Here is a 25544-nt window from a genome sequence, read left to right as displayed (position 1 = left end):
CCGCTTCACGTTCAACGGTCGGAGATGTTGATCTCCCTCTCAGCTTTCCAGCTCCCGTGTCTTGCAACTTCACGATAGTTTCTTGTGTGGACCGGTCGGCTTGCTACCATGCAGGATCTCGCGGATACGTTCGAGCCGCGGACCGATATCATGCTCATAACCTCGATCATTGGGGTGGTAATATTCATGTCCCCTGAGTTCCTCAGGCATATATTCCTGCTCAGCGACGGCCCCTGGTGCATCATGGGCATACTGATAGCCCTCATGGTTGCCCCAGGTCTTCATGAGCTTGGTGGGGGCGTTGCGCAAGTGCAGGGGCACTTCACCGATACGACCAGCATCAACGTCGGCGAGCGCGGCATCCATCGCCTTATAGCTCGCATTCGATTTTGGCGCCGTGGCCACGGCGACGACTGCCTCGGCGAGAATTATTCGAGCCTCGGGCATACCAATCATTGCGACAGCCTGAGCAGCAGCTACCGTGGTCTGCAGTATCTGCGGTGCCGCCATGCCCACCTCTTCAGCTGAAGCGATCATGATACGCCGTGCTATGAACCGTGGATCTTCGCCTGCGCGAATCATGCGTGCGAGATAGTGCAGCGCTGCATCGACATCCGAACCACGCATGGATTTGATGAATGCACTGATGACATCGTAATGGTCATCACCCTGCCTGTCATAGCGAACAGTGGCGATATCCATCACTGAAGACACCACATCTGGCCTGATGACAGGCTTTCTGCTGCCCTTTTTGCGTTTCTTGTCTCCAGTCATCGACCCGGCTGCGGCTTCCAGAATGGTGAGGGCCTTGCGCGCATCTCCCCCAGAGAGACGAACGATCTGATCGACCGCCTGATCGTCGATTTTGACCTGATCGTTCAAACCTCGACTGTCTTCTATTGCACGATGTATCACGGAAACAAGATCATGGTCGTCCAGTGCCTCGAGCTTGACGACGACGGAACGCGACAACAGTGGGGAAATCACGGAAAAGCTGGGATTTTCGGTGGTTGCCGCGATAAAGGTCACATCACGATTCTCAACGCTCGGAAGCAGAGCATCCTGCTGGGACTTCGAGAAACGGTGCACTTCATCAATGAACAGCACGGTTTCCGTGCCCTGCGTGACCAAGCGTTCGCGAGCACGCTGCAGCACCTCGCGAACATCCTTGACGCCTGAAGTCACGGCTGAGAGTTCTTCGAATTCGCGTTCCGATTGCTGAGCCACTATATGCGCGAGTGTGGTTTTGCCCACTCCTGGAGGACCGAAGAGAATGACCGAACTGGGTGACGTCACCGAACCCTTCGAAGCCGGCGTGGCAAGCCGTTGCAGTGGTGAGCCTGGTTTCAATACTGCCGACTGGCCTAAGACCTGCTGCAAGGTGGTAGGCCTCATGCGCACGGCAAGCGGTCTGGTCATGGCATCTTCGGGAATTTCGGCGGCACTGAACAAATCTTGACTCATATGCTCCACTCTAATCCAGGTTCAATTCTTCAATTGGGCCGACCGTATAATCATCGAAGACGGCTTCGCCACGATTCTGCGTTTCGTCCAGGTCAACGTATGCCGCTATCCCCCAATCATGGTCGTCATCAACGTCGTCGAAAATCTGACGGACAAACCATCGATGATCGCTACGTTCCAGATGCTCGTCAAACGTGATGAATGTGGAGGAACGTGCCTCGCCGTCAACACCAATCGATTCATGAGCATCATAGAGGTCATCGAGTGCATCTTCCCAACGATGAACGCCATAGCTCCACTCGGAATCCAAGTCGCCGAGCTTTTCGGCATCGTCGAATGCCACCAGCTGGACTCGAGTAAACATCGCATTGCGGATGAGCACCTGCAAGCCTGGTCGATCTGCAACAATCTGAGCTTCTCCTATCGGTGGCGCTGCAGTGAGCCCATCGCCAGGGTTCTCGGTTTCTCCAGCGGATTCCCACTCGTCGACCAGTGAGGAGTCGACCGAGCGTACAACCACCCTGAGCCAAGAGATGATGTCTTCTAGCTGATCGTCACATTTTTCGACAGGGACGGTACGGCTCAATGCTCTATACGCATCGCTCAGATATCGAAGCAGCGTGCCTTCGGATCGAGAAATCCCATATCTGCCAATGTAACCCTTGAAATCGGATGCGGTTTCTATCATGTCTCGAACTACGGATTTTGGATTCAGCTCATAATCATTCGCCCACGGAACGTCCTTGCAATACTGTTCATATGCCGATTCGAGCAGCTCTTCAAGAGGTTTCGGATAGGTGATTTCAGCAAGACGATCCATGCGATCGTCGTATTCCACGCCTTCTTCCTTCATGGTCATCATCGCCTGGTCCTTCGCCTGTCGCTCCTGAGCGCGCAATACCTGACGTGGGTTTTCCAGCGTGGCCTCAACCATCGAAATGACATCCAGTGCGTATGTTGGCGATTGCGGATCCAGCAGCTCCAGTGAAGCCAGCAAGAAGGGTGAAAGTGGCTGATCGAGTGCGAAATCCTCAGGCAGATCGACGGTTGTGAAGAAATCATCGTTGCCATCGTCGTCCTGCTCGATTTCAATGACATCGGAGTCGATCAGCGTCTGGAAGATTTCTCCTGCGCGCTCGTGCAGCTGCGTTTTCTGCTGGTCCGTCTGCAACGAATCGTCAATCAGGCGATCAACGCGTGCACGAGCGTCTCCACCCTGTACCACTTCGTTGAGAATCATCGAATGGGTGATGTCGAGGTGAGGTGTCAGCTTCTCAGGTTGCGCCTCAATCAGCTTGTTGAAGGTACTTTCGTTCCAGGTAACGAATCCCTCCGGCGGTTTCTTGCGCTTGATGCGTTTGAGCTTCCTGGGATCGTTGCCGGCCTTGGCGATTGCCCTGGCATTCTCAATCTCATATTCTGGAGCTTCGGCAACGACAAGACCTTCGGAATCGAAGCCCATACGTCCTGCGCGTCCAGCGATCTGATGGAATTCACGCGAGCGCAGACGGCGTTGTCGACGTCCGTCAAATTTGGTAAGCGCCGTAAGCACCACGGTATGAATCGGGACATTGATACCCACGCCAAGCGTATCGGTTCCGCAAATAACCGGAAGCAGCCCCTGCTGTGCGAGCTGCTCGACAAGTCTGCGATATCGGGGAAGCATGCCAGCATGATGGACGCCTACACCGGTACGAAGCAGACGTTGCAGAATCTGGCCGAACGCTGTCGTGAATCGAGTTCCCTTGATGGCTTCCTTGATATTCTCGCGCTGCTGCTTGTCTGAGATGCCGGTGCTTGACAGCGCCTGAGCCGTTTCCAAGGCTGCATCCTGCGAGAAATGCACGATATAAACCGGGGTATCGCCTTTGCCGATGAGTTCTTCAAGCGTTGATGGCAGTTGCGTGTCGACATATTCGTAGCTCAATGGGACCGGGCGCGGAGCATCGTCGATCACGTCAACATCGGTACCGGTCGAATCCTCAAGGGAAGCGGCCAGATCGCTCACATCGCCAAGCGTGGCCGACATGAGCAGGAACTGTGTTCTGGGCAGAGTCAGCAAAGGCACCTGCCATGCCCAGCCCCGTTCATAATCGCCGTAATAATGGAATTCATCCATTGCGACACATCCGACTTCAGCATGTATGCCTTCTCGCAGTGCCTGATTCGCAAGGATTTCTGCCGTGCAGCAGATGACCGGCGCATCCGTGTTGATGTGCGTGTCGCCGGTAATCATGCCAACGTTCTCACGGCCGAGCAGCTTCACCAGATCGAAGAATTTCTCGCTCACCAGCGCCTTGATTGGTGCCGTGTAGTATGAGCGTCTGCCTGTGCAAAGGGCCGCATAGTGCATGCCAAGCGCGACCAACGACTTGCCTGATCCTGTCGGTGTGCTCAGGATCACATGGTTTCCCGAAAGCAGGCTCAACACCGCATCTTCCTGGTGTGGCCATGGTGTGATGCCGCGGCTTTGAACCCAGGCAAAGAAGCGATCGTAGATCTCGTCGGCACCGATGGATCTGGAATCCTCACCAAGGCTTGGTATGAGGTCTCGAAGCGTCACCTCTTCCTCCGGGAGCATCGACGCTGAACTTTCTCCTGATGAAGGCCCTGAAAATCCTATTGGAGACGATGACACGCTGAAAACCTCACTCTCAATATTTTCGAGTACATGATATCTGCATTCAAGACTATTCCTTGGCACGCTATTTATCGAGAAATGCCACAGTGGTATCACGCAGCACAAGAGAGGCGTGCATCTTCACATGCGGCTGTGCAAGCTGCTCGCCTCCGAGCAATGACAAAATTTGCTGTGCGGCGATGCGACCCATTTCCACGGGATTCTGATGGAATGTTGTCAGCCCAGCAAGTGGTGCAAGCGAATAGTCGTCAAAACCTATGATTGAGATGTCCTGAGGCACACGAATGTCGAATCTTCGTAGGCTGGAAATCAAAGCCACTGCGAAATCGTCCGTTTCCACACAGATTGCACTCGGATGCACTGGACTTGAGAGAATGCTTGCGACCACGGACGAAGCGGCATCGTCCATCGATCTGAACTCATCACGGCTTCCAGGATTGAAGTGCTCGATCGCATTTTCGGAATATCCCTGACTTCTGGCGGCTTTGCGAAATGCTTCGCCGCGAAGCTGAGAACTGAAGAGCAGTCCGGAAACATTAGGCATGGATACGAAGCCGATGTTACGATGCCCCAGCGAGTTCAGCAGACGCACTGCCGCTGCCATGGCGTCCTCCTCATCGATTCTGACAGTGGCGTCAAATCCTTCGATGCCCCTGGAATCGAATCCAATGACAGGCATGGAAGTTCGACCAAGAATGTCTCTCTGCCGTTCAGTCAGGCTCAGGGAGACGACCATGAGCGCATCGCTGTTTTGATTGCCAATAAGGGATTCAAAATAATTGTTGAGCGATGTCGCGCTTTGTGCAATATGGGGAATCAGATCATATCCATGTTCCGAAAGAACTTCGTAGGTACCTTGCAGAGACGAGGAATTGAACCATGTGTTCAAAGCCTCGGTAAAAAGCATGGTAACTTTCATGGTTTTGCCCGAAGCCAATGATGAAGCACTTCTTGAGAGCACGAAATGATACTGTTTGGCGATCTCCTCGATTTTGATTCTGGTTTTCGGATTGACCTTGTTCAGTCCACGCAAGGCTCGCGATACCGTGGAATCTGACACTCCTGCAGCTTCGGCTACATCATGTAGTGTGATCCTGCCCATTCAGGCCTCCAACATTTCTTGTCTGCTTAACAGATCGATTCTTCCTTGAGTAGTTTATGACATATAGAGTGCAAGTCATGCACCAATACTCATATGAGCTTCCCATTCATGCTCGCGTTGGAAAGATTGCAGGGAATATGCATGACACCCGGTGAAACATTGTGCAAGCGCTGTTACAATTATCTGTGATAAAGAAATATCTCACACCTCTGCACTACGTGGCTGTTGAGCATCTCAACGAGGAGAATACCAAATGAACTTACCTAACGCTTCAGTAGCAAATAACTCTGATGCAAGCGCTTTTATAGATACCTCAGAAACTGGCAACAATCAACCATTGGAATTGGCCGATCTCAATGCCAGTTCTCCCCAGACATGGTGGAAGCAGGCCGTTGTCTATCAGATCTACCCTCGTTCATTCAAAGACTCGACGGGTTCTGGACTCGGTGACATAGCCGGAATCACGAGCAAGATCGATTATCTGCAGCAACTGGGCGTTGACTGCATATGGCTGTCACCGTTCTATCCTTCAGCATTGGCCGATGGTGGATACGACGTTGCAAACTACCGCAACGTTGATCCCAAACTCGGAACAATGGCTGATTTTGACGACCTATCTGCCGCCGCCCATGCCCACGGTCTGAAGATCGTTGTCGATATTGTGCCAAATCATTCTTCGAATCTGCATCCCTGGTTCCAGGAGGCGCTCATTGCTGAACCGAATTCGGCAGCAAGGCAGCGCTATATTTTCCGCGACGGACGCGGAGCTCAAGGTGAGCTGCCTCCTACTGACTGGATTGGCAATTTCGGTGGTTCTGCATGGACTCGCGTAGCAGACGGTCAATGGTATCTGCATCTCTTCGCAAAGGAACAGCCCGATTTCAATTGGGACAATCGTGATGTGCGAGAGGACTTCATCAAGACACTGCGATTCTGGAGCGATCATGGAGCCGATGGGTTCCGAGTCGATGTTGCGCACGGTCTCGCCAAGGATCTCAACCGCACCGATTTGAATGACTGGAGCGCCCTCGCGACGCTTCCGCTGCCAATAGATGGCAGCCACCCGCTGTATGATCGTGACGAGGTTCACGAAATCTTCAGGCAGTGGCGCACGGTCTTCGATGAATATGATCCCCCTCGTTTCGCCGTTGCAGAAGCATGGGTAAATCCAGCGAGACAATATCTGTATTCGAGTCCGAAAGAGCTTGGGCAAATCTTCAACTTCGAGTTTGCCAAGAAGAACTGGATTCGCAACGAAATACATCAGGCCATCGAAGAAGGCATCGAACAGGCGGCCCGTTCAGGCTCCACCTCAACATGGGTGATGTCGAACCACGATGTGATTCGTCACGCCACCAGATATGCGCTGCCTCAAGTGCCTACAAAAAATGGGCTCTATCACACGCAGGCAAAGGATTGGGTCTTACGAGACGGCAGTTCATTCATAGAGAACCGAGCTCTGGGGACACGACGATCACGAGCAGCAATCATGCTTGAATTGGCGTTGCCAGGTTCCGCCTATGTATATCAGGGTGAAGAGCTTGGCTTGTTTGAAGTACCAGACATTCCTTGGAATCAGCTGCAGGATCCCGAGAGCTTCGGCACTTCGGGTGCAGCTTCAAGCAAGGGTCGCGACGGTTGCCGAGTGCCACTGCCATGGGTCGAATCAGACCACCCCATCCTGAATGCAGTCGATGTCCATGAATTCTCTGTGACGCAGGATGTGATTTCCCGCTTTGGACATATCAATCCGAAGGATGGATCCGGCAGTTTTGGATTCTCGCCAAGCAAGAAGACAGACGGGTCGAACCACGTTGCCGAGGAGACTCATCTGCCGCAGCCGGATTGGTATGCACATTTCGCGGCAGATGTCGAATCAAGCGATCCTCAGTCAATGCTTCATCTGTACCAGAGGGCCCTGCAGCTTCGTCACGAACTGCAGACGAACAACACCACGCTCACCTGGCTTGAAGGCTACGACAAGACCTCTTCGATTCACGATGGTGCCGATGGACAACTCGGTGGAGTCATTGCATACAAACGTGCCAACGGTTGGGCAAGCATCACCAATTTCGGCTCAGAGTCGGTGTCATTGCCCACCGGAACAGTCATACTCACATCGACACCACTCAACGATGACGGCAAGCTGCCACAAGATGCTACTGCATGGATAATGCTCGGATAGTCACGGAGTATGTAATCTCGTAGTTTCAAAACACGCGGAAAGTATAGTGCCATCCATGCAAGTTGCAGCGTGGATGGCACTATACTTTCCCATCGTATGAATATATGGAAACAGGATTGGCTTTCATCCATGCAGATGCTCTCATCACACATGAGAGCATCTGCATGGCCTGTTCTGCAATAGCCCTACTGCTTTTTAGTGTCAGCGCTTTTCGATGCAGCTTCAGATGCTGCCGGTTTCTGCTCCTGCGCAATTGCCTTGTAATCATCCGATATTGCTATTTTATTTTTTTCGAACCATATCGATTTTGCAAATTCCTTTTTCGCCAGCGCCTCGCTCGCAATTTTAGATTTGATGAACTCATAGTTCTCGATGCCATCCTTACCCCAGTTGACCACATGGGTTTGCAGGTAATCATCAACAAAGTCCGGCTTGGAAAAATTGTTGAGGCTATATATTTCTCCTAAAACGGCATATGGTCATCTCGAAGCGGTTATGTCGAAAATGGTACTTTATTTGCATACGGTCGGTCTGGAACCCGATGCTTCTCCCGCTGATATCGAACGCGAGCTCGGCTTGTCTCCTGGAGACCTCAATGGTCAGTCGTGTCGAGTACCCGATAGTCCTTACACGACTTTCAAGATACCAAGAAATATCATTACTGTGGCATCACCAGCAGCCATATAGAATACTCAGCTTGTTACTTCTCCCAACGTTTCAGGAATCAACTGAGGTACGCCACACATCGCAAACAGCTTCTCATAGAGTTGCGTAAGCAGCTTTCTCAACTCGTTATCCATTTCTTCCCCACGCTGCTTGGGATAACGCTTCACATCAATTTCTTGAGAAAACAGAATCGCGTGCGAGTCAAAACCTTCCAACGGATCAGCTTTGACGGAGAGCGAAACGATTCCGCTCTCAACACTGACTTCAACGAGTCGAGTACAAGCAGCTTCAAATTCTATAAATGCAACGGCATCTACGTCGGCAGCGTGCATGGCAGTGTCAGCGTTGCCATACCTTCTGCGCACCAAAGAGCTGACTTGCTCGCCAGTTTGAGGACGGAACAGTCTGAATGGAATCAAATCTACAAAGTCGAGCGTTTCTCCCCTTTTCTTCTGATGCCTTCTTCTATTGTGGAAATGCTGGGGATCACGAATATATCTGGCCAGAATCTCAGAATCAGCTATCGCAGGGACTTGTTGCACTTGCATGACTTCTTATTTCCGCCGAACATCATGCAAAAAAACAGCGAGATATTGGGAAAGTTCATTTTCGGAAGTTTGTTCTCCAATTTCATATTCTGTTTCTCCAACGAAGATAAGACCACGAACGCCATTGTTACCAGTTTCCAATACGAATTGATGCCTTTCATCTATTCTTCTGCCAAACTCAATCGTCCCATTATCGGTTGGCCAGATTTGAAGCTTGTCTAGCAAACCAACATTTTCCAAAATATCCACAAGCCGATAGGCATGTTGCATAGACTTATACGTAGGTCGTTCTTCTTCATCAAGACCGGAGAAATCACGAATAGTTTCCAACGCCTTGCCGCGTAAATTAAAAGTTATATCGAAATCATACCGCTCACGCGATTGAATCAGGCTGGAATCATAAGAGTCATAGAATAGTTGTGAATCCAGGGTGAACTCATCACATACATCATCGATCTGTGGTCTGTTCACCATGTCAAACCGCTGCTTAACTTTGGCAATCGGATGATAGTCGCTCGTCTCTCGTAATGGCGACACATATGGAGCAAACGATGTCGCAGTCATAGGCACCCCTTTATTCGAATCTGTTAGAGATTGGCTGTATCAATCGAATGAAGAAATCGTGTGAAACATCATGCATCAGGTTCAATATGCCAGATATGCTATCGAAAGAGCATCGCTGCTTCCGTATGACAGTCGTATCACAAATGGCGACGTTTTCATCTGGATCAATCTTTGCTTCGCCGATGGAGAGTTTAAAATCAGTGCTTTCATCAATCTCTGCCAGATAGTCGATGAATGTTGACAGCGTCGTGAATTGTCCTGTTGTTATCGACAAGCGGTGAGGCAGGGTAATGGTTATTCCCAGATCGTCCTCAACGAAGTCTGCAGGGCTTTTCCCTCGCAAGATATCTCTGCGGAAAGCATCGACATATTGAAGCCGTATAAGATCAATATGATGATCGCCTTTCCCCAATACAGCCGAAAGTACGTTGACCACCAAATCAATTTCATCTCTGAAATCCACCCAAGTCTGATAGGAGTTATCACTGGAAATGCGCACCTCATTGTGAGCCAAGGCAACATCAACGCCTATTTCCTTGAAGCTATAGAACAGGTGATAGAACGGTCGATTATGTGGAACTCGTTCAACCATTCTTCGGGGAATCATCCATTCGGAATCCAAATCGGTTATACCCTCAACATGAAATTTTGCAAATGTGGTCTTGAATTCATGTGGATCGAGAGCTGAATCGGCCTCGACTTTGTTCCATCTCAGAACGCATTGCGACTTAATGAGTGGGGCATTCTTCACAATTGAAGCAGTTTCCATAAGTCATCCATTCATGTTATGCAGCTCGTACTATGCAGCCCTTGCATGTCCAATTTCACAATCAACAGAATATCAAACTCTGGATATCAGTTCGTGCAAAGTTTCCTGTAAAGGCTCAAGACCAGAGAATTTGCCCATTTGAATTCGTTATCACTGTACTGGCGTCGTCATGGACACAGAATCTTTATTCTGTACTCGCAGGATTGTTGAGCTGGTGTTTGACCATATCGACATTGAAGTCGGCGGGTGGCCATGCAAGATTCATCTCTTGCATTCTCGCCCGCAGTATCTGGGAAAGCACCGCCCTGGAGTACCAGCGATGATTGGCGGGAACGATATGCCACGGCGCGTAATTGGTCGATGTTCGTTCCATGACATCCTGCCATGCATTCATGTAGTCATCCCAGTGTGAGCGAGCTTTGAGATCGCTCGGATCGAACTTCCAGAATTTGGTCGGATCGTCGAGTCGCTTCAGGAATCGCTTCTTCTGAAAATCTTTGGAAATGCAGAGAAATATCTTGATGATGGAGCATCCATCATCAACCAGACGGTGCTCGAAGGCGTTGATCTCGTCATAGCGAGATTCCCAGATAGTGCGAGGATAGGTTCCGTAAATGCGCGGCATAACAATATCCTCGTATTGCGATCGGTCGAAGATTGAAATCCAGCCATCTTTTGGCAATTCTCGACGAATCCGCCACAGGTAGTCATGATTGAGTTCTTCTTGGCTTGGTGCTGCAAATCCGTGATAATGGATTCCCATAGGGCTTAACTGGCTAAACACATGCTCGACCATGCTGCCCTTGCCGGATGTATCCATGCCTTGCAAGATAATCAGCATCCGCCTGTGTGAACCTTTGATGCCATTCGCATACAGCTGTTCTTGAAAGCTGTTGATTTCATAAGAGCTTAACGAAACAAATTCCTTGGCGTCTGCCTTTCGACCTTCGAATCCGGGGGTTGACCCGCAGTCCAATTGCCCAAGAATCAGGCCCGCATGAAATCTCAAGGCAACATCGGGATCAATATCCCAGATGGAGCTCAACTCAGAAGATTCCTTACGCACCATTCGCATCTTGTCGCGTCTATGATGTTTGGACTGCTCGCGCATCTGCTGATCCTGAATTTTGCGCAACTCACGCGCGCCAAATTTTTCACCTGTTGGAGACATGAAACCCCTCGATTCATAAGACCCTTGACCTGTGGCATCCCCTTGGGAATACCACAATAGTCGTTTCGTCTATGAGTCGGGGGGTTGTATGTGTGGAGTAACTCACATGGAATGGGCGGAGATCAGTCTTCGTCCTCGTCAGGATCGTAGTCAACACCAGTTTCTGCGCGCTGCGCATCGGTGATTGGCGCCGGGGCACCGGTAAGTGCATCCTGGCCACTGCCAAGCTTCGGGAATGCGATGACGTCTCTGATGGAACCAACACCAGCGAGCAGCTGAGCCGTGCGGTCCCAGCCAAGAGCAATGCCAGCGTGAGGAGGGGCACCAAACTTGAATGCATCAAGCAGGAACCCGAACTTCTCTTGAGCTTCTTCCGGCGTGATGCCCAGAACCTTCAAGACACGGTTCTGAATGTCATCACGATGAATACGGACCGAACCACCGCCGATTTCCTCACCGTTACACACAATGTCGTAGCTGTCGCTCATGGCATGCTCAGGATCCTGGTCAAAGTTGTCGATCCAATCCGCGCTTGGCATGGTGAATGGATGATGCATCGAAGTCCACTTGGAGTGGCCGACTGCAACGTCATCATCGTCAGGATCATCTGCCTGCTTGAAGAGCGGGAAGTCGACAACCCACGTCAATGCGAACTCATCTGGCTTGAGCAATCCCTGGCGACGTGCAATCTCAACGCGAACGGCACCGAGCAGGAGCTGCGAGGTCTCACGACGACCTGCGGCGAAGAACACGGCATCACCGTTCTCGGCATGAACTGCCTCTTTGAGGCCATTACGTTCTGCATCTGAGAGATTCTTGGCGACCGGTCCCTTAAGATTGCCGTCTTCTTCAAACTGTACATACGCGAGACCCTTGGCTCCGCGCTGCTTCGCCCATTCCTGCCATGCGTCAAACTGTCGACGTGGAAGTGAGGCACCACCCTTGTAGACCACGGCACCGACGTAAGGGTTCTGGAACACGCGGAACGGCGTGTTCTTGAAGTAATCGGTGAGCTCGACAATCTGGTTGCCGAAGCGAAGATCGGGCTTGTCTGAACCATACTTGTTCATCGCATCGGTCCAGGAAATGCGCGGAATTGGAAGCTTGACCTCAAAACCTGCGCTCTTCCAGATATTCGCAATGACCTTCTCGGCCATCGCCATGACATCCTCCTGATCAACAAAGCTCATTTCAATGTCGAGCTGGGTGAATTCAGGCTGACGGTCGGCACGGAAGTCCTCGTCACGGTAGCAGCGAGCCAATTGATAGTACTTTTCGAAACCGCTGACCATCAGCAGCTGTTTCAATAGCTGTGGTGACTGCGGCAATGCATACCATGAACCTGGAATCAGGCGCGCGGGAACAAGAAAGTCACGTGCGCCCTCTGGCGTGGACTTGATAAGTGTCGGTGTTTCGATCTCGCAGAAGTTCATCTCGTCGAGAGCCTCGCGAGCTGCCTTGCTCATCTTGGCGCGCATGCGAATGGTGCGTTGCATGGCGGGACGGCGCAGATCGAGATAACGATACTTCAGTCTGGTGTCCTCGCCGGGAAGCTTGTTTTCGGATTCATTCTCCAATGCTGTGGAAACCTGGAAGGGCAGGGCTTCGGACTTTGCAAGAATCGTGACATCCCTTGCCACTATTTCAATCTTGCCAGTCGCAAGATGGGTGTTCTCATTGCCATCTGGACGGGCGCGAACCTCGCCCTTGATCTCGACCACGAATTCGCTTCTTAAGGGTCGCGCAATCTCTTCATCGTAGATAACGATCTGAACCAGGCCGGTCTGATCACGCAAATCGATGAAGGCCACACCACCATGATCCCTTCTGCGATCAACCCAACCTGAGACGGTAACGTCCTTGCCGATCTCCGCCTCGGTCACTTCGGTGGCATAATGCGTTCTGTAAGCCGACTGGCCCATAACTCCTCTATTCCTATTCGACACACCATTACACAACATTCAATTGGCAAAACAGGAGAACTGATTGCCGGATTCCCTGGGGAAATCAGCCTTTATCGCTGCCAAATTGCACGGTTTGCTGGGCATACACACTATCTGGAGTCCAAGACTTCGTGCCGGCCGGAAGCTGTTCTCCCATAACGATATTCTTCACCGATTCCTCGGCATCATCAGTTGCCGGGAACCAGACATAGGGGATGCCGAGATGATCGGCATAGCGGATTTGCTTGCCGAGCTTCACAGCCTTTGGCGAGACATCTGTCGAGATGCCTCTGACGCGTAGTTCACGTGCAATGCGATTGCTCTCTCCCCTGCTCTCCTCATTCCAGACGGCGACGAGTACGCAAGCAGGAGAAACCCGCGAGGCGTGTGCCTGGGCACCGTGGAGCATATAGGAGACAAGACGCGACAAACCTATGGAAAGACCGACACCTGGATATTTGCGATTCCCTTGAGACGCGAGATTGTCGTAGCGTCCGCCAGAGCAGATCGAACCAAGCGATTCTGCACCTTCCAAGAAAGTCTCGTACACCGATCCGGTGTAGTAATCAAGCCCACGCGCGATCTTCAAATCAGCGATGACCGAGCCGGGTCGAATCCTGGACGATTCATCAACAATCATGGCCAAGGTTGACAATCCCTGTTGCGCCAGTTCGAAAGCCTTGGAAGTCTCGTCGATGCCGCATTGCCTGCTGAGCTCATTGAACTGCGATTCAAGATCCGCTCCCGTCGATGCGGAAAGTTCTGCGAGTCGAAGGCAGGCATCGGCCTGATCTGATGTAGCACCGCAGGTGTCGATGAGAAGCTTGGTCACTTCGTCGGCTCCGACCTTGTCAAGCTTGTCGATTTCACGAAGCACGCCTTCAATGTCGCTCAGACCAATGCCCCGATAGAAACCTTCGGAAAGCTTGCGATTATTGGCATGCACAGTTGCCTTGGGCAGTCCGAACGCTCGAAGGCTCTCCATTGCATTCACCATGACAAGCGGCAGCTCAACCTCATAATGCTCTGGAAGCTCACCATTGCCGACCACATCGATATCAGCCTGGATGAACTCTCTGAAGCGTCCCTCCTGGGGACGCTCTCCGCGCCAGACCTTTTGAATCTGCCAACGCTTGAATGGAAATGTCAGGGCGCCTGAATTCTCGACCACATACCGACTCAGAGGCACCGTCAAATCGAAATGCAGACCCAGACGATCCTCAATCGGCGTGTCATTTTCCTGACCCTCCTCCTGAAGTCGACTCAGCAGATAGATCTCCTTGCTGGTCTCTCCCTTTTTCAGCAGGCTGGAGCCTTGTTCGACCGCTCTGGTCTCGATTCCCAGGAACCCATTGAGCTCAAAAATCCTGCGTAACGTATCAATTGCCTGTTGTTCGACAACCCGTTCTTCGGGAAGCCACTCCGGAAATCCGGATAATGATGCACCTTTAGCCACGATTCCATATAATAGGTGAGGTTGCGGAAAAGGTGACACCCTCTTTCGCGATCCCTCTATCCCACAAGCTAAGGAGCTGGCCATGGCCGATGAAACAGCCACCACACCCGTAAACACTCAGACACCCCAAGACAACGATCACGGTAGCGCTTCGCAGGGGTCTTCACTGAGGCCAGCTGCGTCCAATCTCGAAGCCTCGAAGCAGCCCGCACATACCAATGTTCCCAAGCCTCACGCGCCATCACCTGCGGCCTTTGCAAAGAAGCAGCCAGCCGGCAAACCATCTGCACCACTTGCGGCGGTCAGCTACTCGGACGAGGCGATTGCGAAGGCGCAATCATTCGGCCACGTTGATGATAAGGGCGATGTATTCGTCACCGAGAATGGCATCGATCGCAAAGTCGGCGAATTCCCCGATGCCAAGCCTGGCGAGGCACTCAATCTCTATGCGACACGCTATCTCGAGCTGAAGGCGAAACTTGATCTGTTCGAGGCACGGCTGAAGAGTGCCGCAATCAAGCCTCATGAAATCGATGAATCACTGAAGACATTGGAAAATGAGACAGCAGAACCACAGGTCGTTGGCGATCTGACAGCGTTGAAAGCACAGCTTGGCAGTCTCAAGACTGAGGGAGCCGAGAAGAGGCAGAAGCTGGCCGACGAGCGCAAAAAGGCTCAGGATCTGGCCAGGCAAGAGCGCACGGTGATCGTCGAGAAGGCGGAGAAATTGGCTGCCTCACTCGGAGACAACACCAATTGGCGTTCCACTGCAGACAAATTCCGCTCGCTGTTTGACGAGTGGCAGAATCACCAGCGCAACAGCGTCAGGCTTGACAAGACCATTGCCGATGAATTGTGGAAGCGATTCTCCTCTGCACGCACCACATTCAATCAAGGTCGTCGCAAGTGGGCACAGATGCGAGATGCCGAGCATACCAAGGCAAAAGAAGCCAAGGAAGCAATCATTGCCGAAGCTGAGTCAATGGAGAACTCCACTGACTGGGGCGAGACTTCACGCAGCTTCAACGCATTGATGGATCGCTGGAAGCAGGCAGGTCGTGCAGGTCGTCGCGAGGACGATGACCTATGGGCCAAATTCCGCGCTGCCGCCGACACCTTCTTCAACGCGCGTCAAAGCGATCGCGACCAGACTTCAAGTGATGAGAAGGCCAACCTTGTCAAGAAAGAGGCTCTTGTCGCCAAGGCAGAGGCTCTGCTCCCCGTCAAGGATGACACCGCCGCCAAGAAAGCACGTCAACAGCTTGCAGCCATCCAAGAAGAATGGGATCAGATCGGCTATGTCCCACGTGAGGACGTCCATCGCATCGAAAGCCGTCTGGATGCCGTCGATAAGCAGATCAAGTCAGTTGAGGATGCTGTGTGGAAGCAGTCAGATCCTGAGGCCGATGCTCGCAAGACCAGCTTCGAGGATCAGCTGAATGCGCAGCTCAAGGAAATCGATGACCAGATCGCCGCGACCAGCGATGCAAAGAAGATCAAGAAGCTTCAAGCTGAAAAGGCGACGAAGGAACAATGGCTGAACGCCATTCGCTGAAGCTCTCAACCGAAAAGAATGCCTCTGATTGCGCATATGGCTCGTAGTCAGAGGCATTCTTTTCGTATATCGTGAGCGAAAGCGCTCATTGTGAACTTATCGAAGTATCACATCAAGATTTTCCTGTAATTTCTCTAGCTATCACAGGAAAATCAGCCAATTTGGCACGTCTATACTTCGATGAGTTCACAATGAAGACTGAAATGGCGATTGTTACCTATTGAATGTGCCTCATTCGCGATTCCGCCGAGTCCTTGGCGCCCGTGAGACGATAGACATCGAAAACGCCGTCGATTTTTCGAACTGCGGATAACAAACGATTCAAATGCTGTGGGTCTGCCATTTCGAATACAAATTGACTCACGGCCACACGATCTCTGCCAGTTGCTTGGCTCCCTGATAGGATGTTCACCCCGTGGTCAGCCAAAACTCGCGTCACATCGGACAGCAAATGCTGGCGATCAAGCGCCTCGACCTGAATCTTGACCATGAACGAACCCTTGGTGCTGGTCCAGGAAACGGGAACTATGCGTTCCGGCTGTCGTTTCTTCAAGTCGATGAGATTCTGGCAGTCGGCGCGATGAACCGAGACTCCCTGATTGCGTGTGATGAAACCCTCGATCTCGTCACCTGGTACAGGTGTGCAGCAACGTGCAAGCTTCACCCAGACATCGCCAACACCCTTGACCGATATGCCTTGAGACCCACTCTCCTGTGGTCCTTCGAACTTGCTGAGAGGCAGAGCCTCCTGCTCAACCTCGTCATCGACCTCAGATGGACCGGCATCCTTGACAAGTCGAGAAATCACATTCTGGGTGGAAATCTGGCCTTCCCCCAAGGCGGCGTATACAGCCTCAGCATTGGGATAGTTCAGTTCATCCGCAATGCCGATGAGCGCTTCATTCGAAAGAAGACTCGCCACCGGAAGATTCTGTTTGCGCAAGGCACGAGTGAGATCGTCCTTACCCTCATCGATGGCCTCAGAACGACGCTCCTTGCTGAACCACTGACGTATCTTGTTCCGTGCCTTCGGACTCTTGACGAAGCTCAGCCAATCACGTGATGGGCCTGCGTTCTCGGAATTGCTGGTCAGCACCTCGACCGTATCGCCGTTTTCAAGTTCAGTATCAAGAGGAATCAGACGGCCGTTCACACGTGCACCCATCGTGCGATGTCCGACTTCCGTATGCACTGCATATGCAAAATCCACTGGAGTCGCATGAGCGGGAAGCGAGACGATCATGCCCTTCGGTGTGAAGACATAGACCTCGGCCGACCCCAGATCCTCTTTCAATGACCCAAGGAATTCGTCGGAATCCGGTGTCTCGCTCGTCCAATCGGCCAGCTGCTGAATCCATTTGAGATTGTCAGCCTCGCTCAGTTCCGAACTCTCCTGTGTCAGGCGCTTTCTATCGGTCTTGTCAGGTTTGGAAAGAACACGCCCTGCAGAGCCATTTTCCTTATATTTCCAATGGGCAGCAATACCGAATTCTGCTCTGCGATGCATGTCCCACGTACGGATCTGAATCTCGACAGGCTTACCGCCGGGACCAACGACAGTTGTGTGCAATGACTGATACATATTGAGCTTTGGCATCGCAATATAATCTTTGAAACGCCCTGGAACAGGATTCCATCGTGCATGAACGGCACCAAGGGCCGCATAGCAATCCTGAATCGAATCGACGAGAATTCTCACGCCCACCAGATCATAAATATTGGCGAAATCATGGCCGCGGACAATCATCTTCTGATAGATGCTGAAATAATCCTTTGGTCTTCCGGTCACCGAACCTTCGATACCCTGATCGTGCAAATCATCCTTGATCTCATGCAGAATCTGTTTGAGATACACATCTCGCTGCCCTGCCCGTCGGGCAACCAAGACCACTATCTCGTTATAGATCTTGGGATAAAGTACCTTGAAGCTCAGCTCTTCCAACTCGGTCTTGATCGCATTCATTCCCAGACGATTTGCCAGTGGAGCATAGACATCGAGCGTTTCGCTCGCCTTGCGCTGCGCGCTTGAACTCTTCACATAGCGCCAGGTTCGAGCATTGTGCACTCGATCAGCCAGCTTGACAACCAGGACGCGGACATCACGACTCATGGCCACGACCATTTTCCGAATGGTCTCCGCCTGGGCAGAATCACCATAATCCATCTTCGTCAGCTTGGTAACACCATCGACCAGACCAGCGACCGTATCTCCGAACTCGTTACGACACTGATCAAGCGTGTAATCGGTGTCTTCAACGGTATCGTGCAGAAGACCAGCAGAGACGACGATCGGACCCATGCCAAGATCGGCAAGAATCTGCGAAACTGCAAGCGGGTGAATAATGTATGGTTCTCCGGATTTACGACGCTGCAGACGATGCTGAACGGCAGCACGGCGGTACGCTCGTGGAAGCATCGTCATATCCTCGTCTGGGTGATGATATTGACATACCTTCAGGATCGGGGCCAGTGGGTCAAGAGGATCGTTGCTGATCTCGCAACCCAGAGCTCTGGATGAAAAATCCTGGAGTCGTTCGCCATCATCATTCGATTGCTGTGAATCCCTGGATGAAGTCGGATCGGAATCCACGCTCCCACCCTGATCCCGTCCTTCAACCTGGCTCTCTGCAGACTGGTTCAATCGCTTCACATGCTCATCCGCTGTGCTTGCCATCATTCCTCCTTCTGCAGGGCTAACTTCATCATCCTACTCGTGTGGCTGATTTCTCTGTTGGACTTCGCTAAGGGTAGCTACGCAATTCCCGTCGAACCAAATCCACGCTCGGATCGATCCGATCCCGGAAGGGTTTGTGCCTGAATGAAGCGGGCTTCAACGTATCGTTGTATCACCAGCTGTGCGATGCGGTCGCCCCTGTGGAAAGTTACCGGCTCATGGGCATCCAGATTGATCAGCGTGACCTTGATCTCACCCCGATACCCTGAATCAATGGTTCCTGGTGTGTTGAGAACGGTTACACCCTGCCTTGCCGCCAAACCGGAACGAGGGTGTACAAGACCTACATATCCAGCTGGTAGTGCGATGCGAATTCCCGTAGGGACAAGTCTGCGTTCAAAAGGTTCAAGTGTGAAATCGATGCTGGTACGCAGATCGGCACCGGCGTCCCCGGTATGCTCGTATGCCGGAATGTGAGAGTGCTCACCGTCGAGAACGATGAGCACTTCGCTCTGTTCTGGTTCGTTATATTGCTCGTCAAACGACATCAGGCGGCGCACTCCTTGCAAACCGGCTGACCATCTTTATCCATGTAAGCCAATTGGCTGCGATGTTTTACCAAGAAGCACACTGAACAGATGAATTCGTCACCTTGCATTGGAATCACCGTGACCGAAGAATCCTCATTGCTCAAGTCGGCGCCGGGCAGTTCATAGTCTTCGGCGATGGCATTCTCATCGTCATCGATATCGTTCGACGAATTTTGCGACCCTTTCCCAAGCTCCTGCAAGGACTCCTCGTCGTCATCCTTGTTGCGTGGGGAATCATAGTCCTGAGCCATTGTTTTCCTTTCGTCATAACGTGGTGCTGTGCCGAGCACTGCGCCATAGGATACACGATTTTTGGTCAGGCACACGAACTTCAGCATAAATACTCGTAAAACGCCGTAGTTAGTGCACAATAGAATGGAAGCGTTGGAAGGAAGTAAGGTACGAATATGCCCGAAGAACCGCTAAGAATAGCGCAATTTGACCATGTGAGTGATGGTGGAGACCTCGTGTTCGTGTTCGACCATCGGCATTTCGCTGTGCGCGTGGATGACACACTCGAACGCGGGATCCTCGAGGCGAAGCAGATTCGCGCCGAAGAGGAAGGTTTTCCTTCACCTCAGTCATCATCGGCTCTTCCTATTTCCAGAATTCAATCGTACATTCGTGCGGGTGCCGATCCAGAGTCGGTTGCACGCCAGTTCAACATTGCGCAAGCATTGGTACGGCGCTTTTCCACACCCGTGGAGACCGAGAAAAAGTACGCAATTGATCAATTCCTGACTGTCGCCGTTCCACCAAACTCCAAGGCCAAGAGTTATGGCGAACTGATCGAAATGACTTTGCGTAACGCTCGCATCACGATGTCTTCCATAACGTGGTCCGCAACACGCCGAGGGCATGAACCGTGGAGAATTCGTGCACAATTCCAATCCTCTGGACGTATCATCACTGCCGACTGGAACTGGAATATCCGTGACAACACGGTCAGCCCTCTCAACCGTCAGGCCAAACGCCTCATTGGTGTGCCCAACAATCAACCTTCACATGGAACATCGTCGTTGGAACAGGTTCTTGATGGTCGTGGTCCCCTCCCATTCGCATGGATGGAAAACGAGGATGAGACAGCATCGGAGAATCTGCCTCTGCAAAAAGCCGATCTCGCTGTGACCAGTCAGGCTACACCCATCTCGCATGATTCACACAGGAATGGTGAATCGCTTGCTGATACCAAAACCCGTAGAGAAGCTGAGCGTGACGAATTGTCCGTGCATAACGCGTTCGACAGCGATGGCAACTCATATTCAGGTAATACCTCGGCAGACGGAGAATCTGCCACGTTCAATGGCGTTTACCACAATGATGAACCCGATATCGACTTCTCTCCGCGCGATGCTGAGATTGCGGATGTCAGCAGCAGCATGGCATACATCGAAGGGGAGGAAAACAGCGGTAACGATGGATCCGGTGCAACATCACAGCATCCGGGCACACGCTCAGATGAACAACGCTCAGATGAGCAACAGTCAGATGAGCAACAGTCAGATGAGCATGAGCGCAGGCACGTTAACAAATACAGCTCCTGGATGTACAAGACCACTCATGGCAAGGCGAATGCCGCCTCGCAACATTCCCACAGCGGGCAGCAGCGCAACGACCAACAACCAGTGCGTACCGCTGATCAGCAAGGTGAGGGTGCAGACAGGAATACTCCACGCTCCAGCACCATTGCGCGAGAACCTCACGCTGCTGAAGAAGACGCGAGGTCTCAATCACCACAATCGTCAACACAGGCTTCGCATCAACGAACCTGGAATACCGGCAAGGCCACCGGTGCTTCGAAGGAATCCGGTCAGAATCAGGATTCTTCCAAGAAGAAGTCAGGACGTTCTGCCGTTCCCAGCTGGGACGAAATCCTGTTCGGCGACTAGCTGTTTGCCGTTCGACGAGCCAAATCTCGCGTCTCTGCATCGCGCTTGTGGAATGCAACGACAGTTCATGGGATTCAAACGTTCAGACCAGATCCATCAGACAAGGAATATCCGATTCCATCATGGATCTCGAACCATGGACGCCGGGCAGCCGCGTTGCACGATCCTTCTGGACTCGTGAATCGACAAGTGTCGCGCGATCATTCATGACGGCAAGAACATCGCCAATCATCGGTTCGACATCAGCCTTGACGGGACCAAACAGGCCCGCATCGATTGCCTCATGCTTGGTGAGCACCTCCGCGGATTCACCGAGTTCATTGCACCAGCGTGCAGCAATTTCATGCGAATCCTCGGGCTCATCCGCATAAGCCATGACGAATCGTGGCTCACCACCATAGAATTTGACACCCCTGAGCAATTCCGGATTCTGCGCCATGTCAATGCGTTGGCTTGGGTCAACTTCTATCATGCCATGGTCAGCAATGATAACGATGAGTGTCCCTTTCGGGGCGCGCCGATGCAGCAAGGCCAGCTGGGAATCAACAGTTTCGAATTCGGCGATCCACGGTTCGGATTCCCATCCAAACTCATGCCCAGCCTTGTCAACGTCACGTATGTAGAGGTACGTAAGACCCGGCTCACGCGCAGCCTTGCAAGCTTCAAGGATTCTCTCATCAGCACCCTCACGACCGATGTAGGTGCTGCCTCGCAAGGCGGCTTGAGTAAGAGCGGAACCGGCAAATTCCGGCAGTCCCGATGATGTAACGCGTACACCTTCATCGCTCAAACGTTCAAACACTGTAGGTTCACGCTGAAGTTCCAATGGTGGTATGGCATTGCGAAACTGGATCATCTGACTGATACGATGCCTGTACGGGTTGAGCTGGGTGTAACCCGTCATTGCCGTCATACCCGGGCACGTACCAGTGCCGAATGCTGCCATGGCAACCACAGTCGTACTCGGCTGACACGTCGAAATCGGACGCGCATTGGCACTCTCATGCATAAGACTGCGCAGATAGGGCGCATGACCCGATCGCGTTGCAATATTCCAGAAACCCATGCCATCAACGAGTACGACTATCGCAGACTTGCAGCTGGGAAACCCTAAGGTTTCCTGCAGTTTTCTTGGATCATGATGGATTGCCGTCTCCACAGGATTCCCGAGAGCACTGCTGATCGCCGGCAAGACTGATGAAATTCTGAATGCTCCTCCCCTATGGAAGCCATCACTGCTTGAATTGGGAATCTCATCGCCGTAATCGGCAATATCGACGTGTTGCAGGAGGGTCTTGGGATCAGGAATTTCAATACTCATGCTTTTCATTGAACTACTCACACGCGATAACCCGTGCTATAGAGCCTTCCATCACGATGAAAAGTCCGGCATTCACGCGCTGTGCTGACTGGCACAACATTGGTGAATCGAGTCTGGAAATTCATTTTTCCATGTGTCCGCTAGAATTGATGAGTTTGCAGAAGGCTCAGGCCTTCGAAACCCAGACAAGACACGCAGACATTTTATCCTGTTGGATAATGGTTGCCGGTGTAGTCACACAGCGAGGAGTTTCAACTATGGCATCGCGCAGAAAACCGCCTTTTGATCCGAGAAGCGTCAAGGAGCACATCGTCGAAACGCCTTTGGGCGATGAGATGAGCAAATCATTCCTCGAATACGCATACTCGGTCATCTATGCGAGAGCTTTGCCTGATGCACGCGACGGACTGAAACCAGTGCAACGCAGAATCGTCTATCAGATGGGTCAGATGAATCTGACACCCGACAAGGCATATATGAAGTCGGCTCGTGTCGTAGGAGAGGTCATGGGCAAGTTGCATCCCCACGGCGATTCTGCAATCTATGAAGCCATGGTACGTCTCGCACAGCCATTCGCAATGAGACTTCCCTTGGTCGATGGTCACGGCAATTTCGGCTCGCTCGACGATGGCCCGGCCGCCTCACGATACACGGAAGCCCGTCTCGGACCTGCCGCCCTGGGGATGAACGAAAACATTGACGAAGAAACCGTCGATTTTTCGCCCAACTATGACAATAAACTGCAGGAGCCAGTCGTGCTTCCCGCGGCATTTCCGAATCTGTTGGTCAATGGGGCATCGGGCATAGCTGTCGGCATGGCAACGAATATGGCTACGCACAATCTGGGCGAAGTCGTTGCAGCTGCACAATATCTGATGAGCAACCCCGATGCCAGTCTGATGGATCTCATGCGCTTCGTGCCTGGACCGGACTGGCCGACTGGCGGTATCATCGTGGGCCGAGATGGCATCAAGGAAGCCTATGAGCATGGCAGAGGTGCCGTAATCACGCGCTCTGCAACACATATTGAGAATGTGACTGCGCGCAAGAAGGCAATCGTAGTGACTGAACTGCCATTCATGGTTGGGCCTGAGCGCGTGCTCGAACGCATCTCTGAAGGTGTCAAGAATCGCAAGTTGGAAGGCATCTCAGGCGCCATCGATCTGACGGATCGTCATAATGGCACACGACTCGTCATCGAGATCAAGACCGGCTTTGACCCCGAAGCTGTGCTTGCCCAACTGTTCAGACATACACCCTTGCAGGAATCCTTCACCATCAACAATGTGGCTTTGGTCAACGGCAGACCGCATACCATGGGCCTGAAGGAATTGCTGAACGTCTGGATCGATCACCGTCGTCTCGTGGTCAAGCGCCGCAGCGAATATCGTAAGCGCAAGGCATTGGAACGTCTGCACTTGGTTGAGGGACTGCTGCTTGCTCTCATTGACATTGACGAAGTCATTCAAGTGATTCGCAGCTCCGATGATGCCGATACCGCAAAAACCCGATTAATGGCGGTTTTCGATCTTGACGACATCCAGGCTCAATATATTCTCGATCTTCGCCTTCGAAGACTCACGCGTATCAGCAGAATCGAGTTGGAGACGGAACAGGATGAATTGCATAAACGCATTGAAGAGCTCAATATTATTCTCTCCTCGAAAGTTGAACTGGACAAGGTCGTTACCGATGAGATGAGCATCGCAGCGCAGACATGGGGAAATCCACGTCGTACAGTGCTGCTTGATGCCGATCCTTCAGGATCACTTTCACCCGTCGCAATAACCGATGAATCCGGTGCAGCCTCCCAATCTGCTTCAGCATTTGCCGCGGCTCGTTCTGCGAGCAGCCTTTCGAACCACACAGGAAGTGCACGCGCAGCAACTGCGAATTCCGCAGCAGACAAGGACGCTGGACTTCGCATAGAGGATAAACCATGCACGGTTATGCTCAGTGCGGCTGGTCTGATTGCCCGAAGCTCTGCGAATGCCTTGGACGAATGGATGTCTCGCTCCGCGTCGGATGGACGCACCGAGAACGATCAAATCGTTTCCATCTTCTCGACGACAACGCAGTCCAACTATGCGCTGGTAACCTCCGCAGGCCGATACGTGCTCGCGCATGTCAGCGACCTTCCTGCCTTGCCCGCCACTGCTGCCTTGAGCGTGAGCGGCGGTGTACGTGCGGACGAACTGCTGGGCATGACGCAATCTACCGAACATTCAGAGCATGAACATGTTGTGGCAGCCGTGGTTGCCGAGAATACGATTCCCCTTGCCATCGGCACTCGTAATGGCATCATCAAACGTTGGAATGGCGAAGCGCCGAGCACGATGGATTCATGGAACGTCATTGATCTGAAATCTGATGATCAAGTGGTATTTGCTGCACCTGCCGATGACGATGCCATGATCGTATTCATATCTTCCGATTCGAGTCTGCTTGCATTCCATGCCAAGGATGTACGTCCACAGGGCCGCAATGCGGCTGGCATGGCTGGTATTCGTCTGGGCGAAGGTCAGCATGTGTGCGCTTTCAATGCCATTGCTGCAGGACAGATTTCTTGGACCTATGTCGAGAACGATGACAACGGCATGACATCACAGGCCGGAGCTGTCGTTTTCACGGTAGCCGGCGATTCTCAGGCACTTGCAGGTACGGAGAACGGTTGTGGCAAGGTAACTCCACTCGAAATGTATCCAACCAAGGGTCGAGGAAGCCGTGGGGTGCGCTCTCAACGCTTCCTGAAGGGCCAGGACACGCTGATACTGGCTTGCATTGGAACATGGCCACTGCGAGCATCTTCGGCATCCGGTACCCCGGTGGATCTGCCTGATGTCGATATGCGCCGTGATGCCTCGGGTCAGGATTTGAGCGCTCCAATCGCCTACATCGCATAGCAGCCGCATGACCGTGACGAAACATTAACCTAGCAGCGCATACATGAAATGCTCGATCAGCTACAAATGAAACAGCTGATCGAGCATTTTGTATGCGCTTACT

18 protein-coding genes are annotated in these 25544 nt (G+C 52.1%); 4 read left to right on the top strand and 14 right to left on the bottom strand.

Annotated elements, in window-relative coordinates:
* Positions 1–69 precede the first annotated feature (69 nt).
* The 3 genes from BAQU_RS04185 to BAQU_RS04175 form a co-directional block, all read right to left on the bottom strand.
* Entirely contained in the window at positions 70–1464 is a 1395-nt protein-coding gene (locus BAQU_RS04185; protein ID WP_094693896.1) for a replication-associated recombination protein A, read from the bottom strand.
* Between the two features lie 10 nt (positions 1465–1474).
* Positions 1475–4045: a DEAD/DEAH box helicase gene (locus BAQU_RS04180; protein WP_094693050.1), complete on the bottom strand. Its 2571-nt coding sequence runs from the start codon at positions 4043–4045 to the stop codon at positions 1475–1477.
* 124 nt (positions 4046–4169) lie between these two features.
* Positions 4170–5207: a LacI family DNA-binding transcriptional regulator gene (locus BAQU_RS04175; protein ID WP_094693048.1), complete on the bottom strand. Its 1038-nt coding sequence runs from the start codon at positions 5205–5207 to the stop codon at positions 4170–4172.
* Between the two features lie 253 nt (positions 5208–5460).
* On the opposite strand from BAQU_RS04175, the gene BAQU_RS04170 reads away from it, so the two are divergent.
* On the top strand, positions 5461–7392 hold the full coding sequence (locus BAQU_RS04170; protein ID WP_094693046.1) for a glycoside hydrolase family 13 protein: 1932 nt from the start codon (positions 5461–5463) through the stop codon (positions 7390–7392).
* Positions 7393–7577: 185 nt separating this feature from the next.
* On the opposite strand, the gene BAQU_RS04165 is transcribed toward BAQU_RS04170, so the two are convergent.
* From BAQU_RS04165 to hisS, 7 genes are all read right to left on the bottom strand, one after another.
* Positions 7578–7790, bottom strand: a complete 213-nt coding sequence (locus tag BAQU_RS04165) for a hypothetical protein (protein WP_094693044.1) — start codon at positions 7788–7790, stop codon at positions 7578–7580.
* A gap of 294 nt (positions 7791–8084) precedes the next feature.
* The gene (locus tag BAQU_RS10420; protein WP_158215636.1) at positions 8085–8390 is read right to left on the bottom strand and encodes a hypothetical protein; all 306 of its coding nucleotides are present in this window, start codon (positions 8388–8390) and stop codon (positions 8085–8087) included.
* Positions 8391–8612: 222 nt separating this feature from the next.
* Positions 8613–9170, bottom strand: coding sequence for a hypothetical protein (locus tag BAQU_RS04155; RefSeq protein WP_143241962.1), 558 nt, complete (start codon positions 9168–9170; stop codon positions 8613–8615).
* A 10-nt stretch (positions 9171–9180) separates the two neighbouring features.
* Positions 9181–9939, bottom strand: coding sequence for a TIGR04255 family protein (locus tag BAQU_RS04150; RefSeq protein WP_094693038.1), 759 nt, complete (start codon positions 9937–9939; stop codon positions 9181–9183).
* A 184-nt stretch (positions 9940–10123) separates the two neighbouring features.
* The gene (locus BAQU_RS04145) at positions 10124–11110 is read right to left on the bottom strand and encodes a PPK2 family polyphosphate kinase (RefSeq protein WP_094693036.1); all 987 of its coding nucleotides are present in this window, start codon (positions 11108–11110) and stop codon (positions 10124–10126) included.
* Between the two features lie 122 nt (positions 11111–11232).
* On the bottom strand, positions 11233–13032 hold the full coding sequence (aspS, locus tag BAQU_RS04140) for an aspartate--tRNA ligase (RefSeq protein WP_094693034.1): 1800 nt from the start codon (positions 13030–13032) through the stop codon (positions 11233–11235).
* Between the two features lie 85 nt (positions 13033–13117).
* On the bottom strand, positions 13118–14509 hold the full coding sequence (gene hisS, locus BAQU_RS04135; RefSeq protein ID WP_094693032.1) for a histidine--tRNA ligase: 1392 nt from the start codon (positions 14507–14509) through the stop codon (positions 13118–13120).
* An 82-nt stretch (positions 14510–14591) separates the two neighbouring features.
* Here hisS and BAQU_RS04130 point away from each other — a divergent pair, with 82 nt between their 5' ends.
* Entirely contained in the window at positions 14592–16064 is a 1473-nt protein-coding gene (locus BAQU_RS04130; protein WP_094693030.1) for a DUF349 domain-containing protein, read from the top strand.
* A gap of 217 nt (positions 16065–16281) precedes the next feature.
* Here BAQU_RS04130 and BAQU_RS04125 read toward each other — a convergent pair whose 3' ends face one another.
* From BAQU_RS04125 to BAQU_RS04115, 3 genes are all read right to left on the bottom strand, one after another.
* A complete protein-coding gene (locus BAQU_RS04125) occupies positions 16282–18741 on the bottom strand; it encodes a RelA/SpoT family protein (protein WP_244568428.1) in 2460 nt (819 codons plus the stop codon).
* A 74-nt stretch (positions 18742–18815) separates the two neighbouring features.
* Entirely contained in the window at positions 18816–19286 is a 471-nt protein-coding gene (gene dut / locus BAQU_RS04120) for a dUTP diphosphatase (protein WP_094693026.1), read from the bottom strand.
* The gene (locus BAQU_RS04115) at positions 19286–19579 is read right to left on the bottom strand and encodes a DUF4193 domain-containing protein (RefSeq protein WP_094693894.1); all 294 of its coding nucleotides are present in this window, start codon (positions 19577–19579) and stop codon (positions 19286–19288) included. The genes dut and BAQU_RS04115 overlap by 1 nt, the downstream gene beginning before the upstream one ends.
* Positions 19580–19735: 156 nt before the next feature.
* Here BAQU_RS04115 and sepH point away from each other — a divergent pair, with 156 nt between their 5' ends.
* Positions 19736–21217 (top strand): septation protein SepH, encoded by a 1482-nt coding sequence (gene sepH / locus BAQU_RS04110; RefSeq protein WP_094693024.1) that lies wholly within the window; start codon positions 19736–19738, stop codon positions 21215–21217.
* An 82-nt stretch (positions 21218–21299) separates the two neighbouring features.
* Here the strand turns inward: sepH and BAQU_RS04105 are convergent, their stop codons facing one another.
* Positions 21300–22547, bottom strand: coding sequence for an alkaline phosphatase family protein (locus tag BAQU_RS04105; protein WP_169713264.1), 1248 nt, complete (start codon positions 22545–22547; stop codon positions 21300–21302).
* Between the two features lie 248 nt (positions 22548–22795).
* Between BAQU_RS04105 and BAQU_RS04100 the strand changes: the two genes are divergently transcribed.
* A complete protein-coding gene (locus BAQU_RS04100) occupies positions 22796–25441 on the top strand; it encodes a DNA gyrase/topoisomerase IV subunit A (protein ID WP_094693890.1) in 2646 nt (881 codons plus the stop codon).
* Positions 25442–25544 lie beyond the last annotated feature (103 nt).

This window comes from Bifidobacterium aquikefiri (genome assembly GCF_002259795.1).
Taxonomy (GTDB): domain Bacteria; phylum Actinomycetota; class Actinomycetes; order Actinomycetales; family Bifidobacteriaceae; genus Bombiscardovia; species Bombiscardovia aquikefiri.
Note: the sequence above shows the minus strand (reverse complement) of the source record. Positions and strands in the feature narration are given on the sequence as shown.